Below are 6,614 nucleotides of genomic sequence, written 5' to 3'. Positions count from 1 at the left end.
TCAGTGCAGCAGTCCCGCAAGGGCACCGCGCTGACACTGGAGGTCAATATCCATGTTGTGGGTAATGACCGCCCATCAGTGATCAATGATCTGGTGATCCTGTATCGCTGATTGCTTTATTGTTTACGCTCTGTCCTTTGCTTTTGCCGTCCGGTCTTCCGGGCGGCTTTTTTGTTTGTGGCCGTTGAAACCAAATCGGGGCGGCCTGATCTAATTGGGCATACTATTTGTGCGGAGGGTATCCACTCTAAATCATGAGCCTGCTAATCGCATTTGCAGTCTTGTCTATTGCCGTATCGTTTCTCTGCTCCATTCTGGAGGCGGCACTGCTGTCACTTACACCCAGCTACATCGCCCAGCAAAAACTGGAGCGGCCGCTGTTGCACCAGAAACTCAAGGTGCTCAAGGATCAGGTTGATCAGCCGCTGGCGGCTATTCTGACGCTGAATACCGTGGCTCATACCGTGGGTGCCACCGGTGTCGGTGCTCAGGTCACGGTGGTGTTTGGTGACGGCTATCTTGGCGTTGCTTCGGCGGTGATGACAGTGCTGATTCTGGTGCTGTCTGAAATTGTACCCAAAACCATTGGTGCCCGTTATTGGCGTTCGCTGGCACCGTTTCTACCGCCGCTGCTCAACAGCATGATCATGATCCTCAAGCCGTTCATCTGGCTGTCGGATCTGGTGATGAAACTGTTTGGGGGTCATGGCCATGATCACGACGTACGTCAGGAGATCAAGGCACTGACCGTACTGGGACGCGAGCTGGGAAAGGTGGATGTTGACGAACAGCGGGTAATCGCCAACGTGCTCGACCTGCATGAAGTGAAAGTGCACGAGATCATGACGCCGCGTATTGTCTGTGAATCGGTGCGTCCGGACCTGTCACTGGACGATTTTCACGAACAGCTCAGAAACAGCCAGTTCTCGCGCTATCCGGTACTGGATGAGCAAGAAGCTCCGCTGGGTGTGGTGTTGCGCCGTGACCTGCTGATGCGTGAGCCGCAGCACCAGGTTGTGGCCGATCTGATGTCACCGGCCACCATTGTGTCCGACATGCATAATGTGGAACAGGTGATGAGTCGGTTGATGCAGGAACGTCAGCATATTGCGCTGGTATATGACGAATACGGTAGCTGGCAGGGTGTGGTCACCATGGAGGACATCCTTGAAGCCATTATTGGCCAGCCGATCATGGACGAAACCGATGCCATTCCCAATATGCGCCGCTTTGCCCGTCGCCGCTGGGCGCATCGGCGCAAGCAACTGGTGGGCTGAACACTAAGGCGGGCCTCTGCAGGTCCGCCTGTATCGCTTGATTGCCAGCAAACGCCTGCTGATCACCGGTGAGGTTTCAGCCCAGCCTACGCCCGGTCTTTCACCAGAAAAAATGGGCTGAATATTCAGCAAAACAAAACCCCGACCATAATGATCGGGGTATGTCAGTGACCTGACTGGCGGCAGCTGTTTTTCAGCGCTGAATCAGCGGTTTCGGAAGTTGCTTACTTTTCGACAAAAGCCCGCTCGATCACGTAATGCCCAGCTTCTCCAGCACGAGCTTCCTTGAAGCCCATGGCATCAAGGATCTCGGTCAGATCCGCCAGCATCGCGGGGCTGCCGCACAACATAAAGCGGTCAGTTTCCGGGTTCAGATCCGGCAAGCCTATATCCCGGGTCAGTTTTCCGGTGGTGATGGCATCGGTCAATCGGCCCAGATTGCGGAATGGCTCACGGGTAACCGTCGGGTAATAAATCAGTTTTTCGCGTACCACATCGCCGAAATATTCGTTGTTCGGCAGTTCGTTCTGGATTCGGTCCTGATAGGCCAGCTCAGACACATAACGCACGCCGTGCGTCAGGATCACGTTGTCGTACTCCTCGTACACATCCAGATCCTTGATGATGCTCATAAAGGGCGCCAACCCCGTACCGGTGCTGAGCAGATACAGGTTTTTGCCCGGCAGCAGGCTGTCGGTAATCAGGGTGCCCACGGGTTTAGTGCTGACCAGCAGTTCATCGCCGACTGTCAGGTTCTGCAGGTGTGAGGTCAGCGGCCCATCCTGAACTTTGATGGAGAAAAATTCCATTTCCTCTTCATAGTTGGCACTGGCGATACTGTAAGCACGCAGCAATGGCTTGTTATCCACTTCAATACCAATCATGGTGAAATGGCCATTTTTAAAGCGCAGGCCCTGGTTCCGGGTGGTCGTAAAGCTGAACAGGGTCTCATTCCAGTGGTGAACACTCGTAACGGTTTCACGGATCAGGTTGCTCATGATTTTGCTGCTTTCCTGTATAAATTTGCCTTGCAGACCATACTAACGCTGTTCAAAATATCGATAAATCAGGTTATTTGAATATCTGTATTCGGTTTTTTAGAAAAGGACTCTCCATGCGTTACTCACTGCGGCAGCTTGAAGTGTTTGTTGCCATCGCTCATCAGCAGAATCTGACCCGCGCGGCAGAGGCGTTGGCGATGTCCCAGAGTGCTGCCAGCAGCTCGCTGAAAGATCTGGAAAGCCAGTTCGGACTGCAGCTGTTTGATCGCATCGGCAAACGCCTGCAACTGAACGAGCAGGGCCGTTTGTTGAGGCCACAGGCGGAAGCTCTGCTGGCTCAAGCCCGGGATTTCGAGCAGAATTTGCTGCAGCACGCCGAAGCCGGCCCGCTCAATGTGGGCGCCACACTGTCCATCGGTAACTATCTGGCCGTAGGCCTGATGGCGCAGTATATGGAGCGTTATCCCAAAGCCAGTCTGCAGCTGGATGTGGCCAATACCCGGCATATCGTTGAGCGGGTGCTGAACTATGAATTGGATGTTGGCCTGATTGAGGGAGAGATTAACCACTCGGATCTGGAGATGCTTCCCTGGCGCCAGGACGAGCTGGCGGTATTCTGTCATCCGGATGATCCGCTGGCGGAGCAGCAGACGGTGTCTGATGATGATCTGCGCCAGGCCCGCTGGATATTGCGTGAAGCCGGTTCCGGTACCCGCCAGGCCTTTGATCGGGCGATGTCTGGACTGTTGCCGGATCTGACCATTGCCATCGAGTTGCAGCATACCGAAGCCATCAAACGTGCGGTCGAAGCGCGTCTGGGCATTGGCTGCCTGTCGATGATTACTCTGACCGATGCTTTTAACCGTGGCAGCCTGAAACGTCTGGATGTGCCCGGTCGGGATTTTGGCCGCCAGCTGTATCTCATCATCCATAAACAGAAATATCGCAGCGCCGGTATCAACGCCTGGCTGGATCTCTGCCTCAGAAACGCCTGAGAGCGGCAGCTATTTAGAGGTGGGAAAGCGCCTCCTGAACATGCTGTTGCTCGAGGCGCTCCCGTTTTCGCAGTTGCTTGCTTAGATCATAAAGGTATCAAAGAACGCACTCAGTTCATCATGCGCATTGAGGGGCAGAATATTGGCAACATGCTGGTCGGGGCGCACCACGACCATGCAGCCCTGTTCACGATCAATCCCGCGTTGCTCGAAAATATCCATGCCTTCCTCGGTACGGAACACCTTTTCGTAATCTCTCAGGCCGTATTTGCCCTTGGCCGGCCACAGGTATTCGGGCATCTCCTCGATTGCAAGATCCTGCTGCTGGAATACTGCATAGGTATCGATGACAGAGTCGATATCGGCACCGGCAGGTGTGTATTTCTTCACCGGTGAGGCTTCAGCATTGGCCAAGAAGTCGATCAGTTTGCTGGACTCGGAGTTCGCATCCAGAGGACTTTTCTGGTTGCCAAAGATAAAGATGCGCCAGCGGCCATCGGCTTTCACCAGGTGGCCCAGATGCACCGGGCATCCATCGCCTACGCGTACCGCTTCGGCTGAATGGAAACGTTGGCCAATCGGGTAACCGGTCGCCATGCCCTGATTTTCGTGACCTGTACAAATGTAGGATTCATCGTAGCCGATTGAAGTGCCGGCAATGAATCCATTCTGGCGCGCGATGAATTTCTCTATATCGGCCGTGGTCTTCTTCGCAGGCTGCTCATCCTTGTTGGCTGTCGGGCGCGTGGCTACCAGTTTGGACATTTCGCGGTCGGCATTGATCAGCATGAACGCGACTTTTCGACGTTCAGCCTCATAGGTCTGCAGCAATTTGGGATCGGCCTTGCCCTGCAATACCGCAGCCAGCTTCCAGCCCAGGTTAAAGGTGTCGGGCAGGGAGGTGTTCAACCCCCAGCCACCCTTGGGGCTGTGGGTATGACAGGCATCACCGGCAACAAATGCACGCGGAATCAGACTATCAGGATTACCTGCCGGGGTGTCATCAAAGCGCTCGGCGATACGCTGACCCACCTCGTAGATGGACCACCAGGCGACTTCCTTAACATCCAGCTGATAAGGATTCATGATCAGCTGGGCCTTGGCGATAATGTCATCGGCCGTGAGATGCAGTTGTGACGCGCGCTGATCCTTGTCCAGCAGATCGAGCTCGACATAAAGGCGAACCAGGTAACCGCCCTCGCGGGGGACGATCATGACGGCACCGTTTTCCTTGGACTGGATAAAGCTTTTCACGCGGATGTCGGGGAAATCGGTCACGGGCAGAACATCCATCACGCCCCAGGCCTTGTTGGCCGAATCGCCTTCAAGCTGAATGCTCAGGTTCTTGCGCACCGCACTGCGAGCGCCGTCACAGCCGACCACATAACGTGCCTTGATGGTTTCGACCTTGGCCGATTGGGTAGCGTCAATACGCTCGAAGGTTGCCGTGATCGGGTGAGCACTCAGATCCTGGGTCAGGCTCTCGTCGACTTCCAACTCCAGCAGGCGGCGGCTGTAATGCGGTACCAGATGGGTGACCGAACGCTGCATCCCCTCGAGCAGCAGCTCGTGCAGACGGGCCTGGTTGACGACACCGTGGACAAATTCGGACAGGCCCAGGCGTGCGTCAGGCACCTTGTGCGTACGTTTGATATTTTCGGGATGTGCGGTATCTGGTTCCCAAAAGGCGTTCTGGCGCAACTGGTAGCACTCTTTGGCCATCATCTCGCTGCAATTGAAGGCTTCCATGATCTCCATGGTGCGGCAGGAAATGCCGTCAGCCTGGCCAAACAGCAGGGGGCCTTCTTTCTGGTCAACGATGCAGGTTGTGATATCGGCAAACTCGGATAGCTGGCGAGCCAGCGCCAGGCCGGCAGGGCCGCAGCCCACGATCAGGACATCCACTTCCTTGGGCAGGTCTACCATGGGCGGGGCGGGGTAGGGCTCACGGGCAGCGTCCGGAATCTCGTAGTTGCCGGGCTTGAAACCGTTGAGATGATATTGCATCACAGAATCCTCTTGGCCTTATTATCAGGATCATTCTTACTCTAGTGCGTTTTTGCGTTACTGATGGTTTAAGCCTACGTGGATACCTCAGGCGAGCCTGTCACCTGAAAATGGGGACATGCGTCTCACTGGTGCCTTGCAGCTTCGGTTGGCCGTTTCATTGGTTTTTACGCCGACGATATCGACAGCACGACCCACCTGACTTTCGCTGGATTGCCCGCAGTATTGACGCCCATTTCCGCTTCCATTCATTTTCCCGAATTCTGTTTAGTCTCTATGGACGATGAGACTCTGGACCACCCTTCCGATAATGGGCAAAAGAACAAGACCCCGGAGGGATGTGATGATCGATATTCGCGAGTTGGGCTACTTCGTTGCTCAGGCCGAAAGCCTGAAAGGATGGCAGGATTACGCTGAGCAGGTGCTGGGCATGATGACTGCTGATGCACCGGAGGGTGGCCTCTACGTCAAGATGGACGAACGCCCGTTCCGCATGCTGATTGTCGAGGGTAGCGAAAATGGCTACCTGGCCTCCGGTTGGGAGTTGGCGTCTGAAGATGCTTTCGCCGCCGCCACCGCCGAACTGGATGAAAAGGGCGTTGCCTGGGAAGCCGGTGATGCAGCGCTGTGTAATCAGCGTGGCGTACAGCAGCTGGCCATTCTGCGTGATCCGGCGGGCAACCGTCATGAATTGTACTGGGGTCATCGCTCTGATTTCCAGCCGTTTGTGTCGCCGCAGGGCGTGCCGCGCTTCGTGACGGGCGAGATGGGCCTGGGCCATACGGTACTGCCCGCACCCAACTTCGATGAAACCCGCGATTTCCTCAAGAATGTGCTCGGTTTCGGTCTGTCCGACATCATGAATCACAAGCCGGCACCGGATGCCGATCCGTTGCGCATCCATTTCATGCACTGCAATAACGCCCGTCACCACAGTCTGGCGATTGCGGAATTCCCTGTTCCCAGCGGTTGCGTGCACGTCATGGTGGAAGTGGATTCCATGAGCCAGGTCGGTCGCGCCCATGACCGTCGTGAGGCCCATAACGTGAAGCTTTCCGCCACTCTGGGTGAGCACCTCAACGACAAGATGACCTCTTTCTACATGAAGACGCCGTCCGGCTTCGATCTGGAGTACGGCTACGGCGGTCTGCAGGTCGATTGGGACGAGCACAGTGCATTCGAATTTACCCGCGTCAGCCTCTGGGGACACGACTTCACCGTCGGCCAGCAATAAGGAGCAAAACATGAACAAGCAGATGACAACCGCCGAAGCGGTAGCACAGTTGCGCGATGGCATGACCATCGGCTTTGGTGGCTGGGGGCCGCGGCGCAAG

Annotated in this window: 5 protein-coding genes; 3 read left to right on the top strand and 2 right to left on the bottom strand. The window is 55.6% G+C overall.

The genetic code is table 11. The features are described 5' to 3' along the window. Positions 1 to 254: 254 nt before the first annotated feature. Entirely contained in the window at positions 255 to 1,277 is a 1,023-nt protein-coding gene (locus tag CLV44_RS17035; protein ID WP_106593326.1) for a CNNM domain-containing protein, read from the top strand. Between the two features lie 224 nt (positions 1,278 to 1,501). Here the strand turns inward: CLV44_RS17035 and CLV44_RS17030 are convergent, their stop codons facing one another. Next, positions 1,502 to 2,275, bottom strand: a complete 774-nt coding sequence (locus CLV44_RS17030) for a ferredoxin--NADP reductase (protein ID WP_106593325.1) — start codon at positions 2,273 to 2,275, stop codon at positions 1,502 to 1,504. 116 nt (positions 2,276 to 2,391) lie between these two features. On the opposite strand from CLV44_RS17030, the gene CLV44_RS17025 reads away from it, so the two are divergent. After that, entirely contained in the window at positions 2,392 to 3,273 is an 882-nt protein-coding gene (locus CLV44_RS17025; RefSeq protein ID WP_106593324.1) for a LysR family transcriptional regulator, read from the top strand. An 81-nt stretch (positions 3,274 to 3,354) separates the two neighbouring features. On the opposite strand, the gene CLV44_RS17020 is transcribed toward CLV44_RS17025, so the two are convergent. Beyond that, positions 3,355 to 5,280: an FAD-dependent monooxygenase gene (locus CLV44_RS17020; RefSeq protein ID WP_106593323.1), complete on the bottom strand. Its 1,926-nt coding sequence runs from the start codon at positions 5,278 to 5,280 to the stop codon at positions 3,355 to 3,357. 343 nt (positions 5,281 to 5,623) lie between these two features. Between CLV44_RS17020 and CLV44_RS17015 the strand changes: the two genes are divergently transcribed. Next, complete coding sequence (locus tag CLV44_RS17015; protein ID WP_106593322.1) at positions 5,624 to 6,514, top strand: VOC family protein; 891 nt, start codon at positions 5,624 to 5,626, stop codon at positions 6,512 to 6,514. The last annotated feature ends 100 nt before the right edge of the window (positions 6,515 to 6,614 follow it).

It is taken from the genome of Marinobacterium halophilum (genome assembly GCF_003014615.1).
Taxonomy (GTDB): domain Bacteria; phylum Pseudomonadota; class Gammaproteobacteria; order Pseudomonadales; family Balneatricaceae; genus Marinobacterium; species Marinobacterium halophilum.
The sequence above is the reverse complement of the archived record's forward strand: the minus strand, read 5'-3'. Positions and strand labels throughout refer to the sequence as shown.

Coding starts and splice junctions, on each gene's coding strand:
- CLV44_RS17030 (WP_106593325.1), bottom strand. CDS start 2,275: ATGAGCAACCTGATCCGTGAAACCGTTACGAGTGTTCACCACTGGAAT.
- CLV44_RS17035 (WP_106593326.1), top strand. CDS start 255: ATGAGCCTGCTAATCGCATTTGCAGTCTTGTCTATTGCCGTATCGTTT.
- CLV44_RS17015 (WP_106593322.1), top strand. CDS start 5,624: ATGATCGATATTCGCGAGTTGGGCTACTTCGTTGCTCAGGCCGAAAGC.
- CLV44_RS17020 (WP_106593323.1), bottom strand. CDS start 5,280: ATGCAATATCATCTCAACGGTTTCAAGCCCGGCAACTACGAGATTCCG.
- CLV44_RS17025 (WP_106593324.1), top strand. CDS start 2,392: ATGCGTTACTCACTGCGGCAGCTTGAAGTGTTTGTTGCCATCGCTCAT.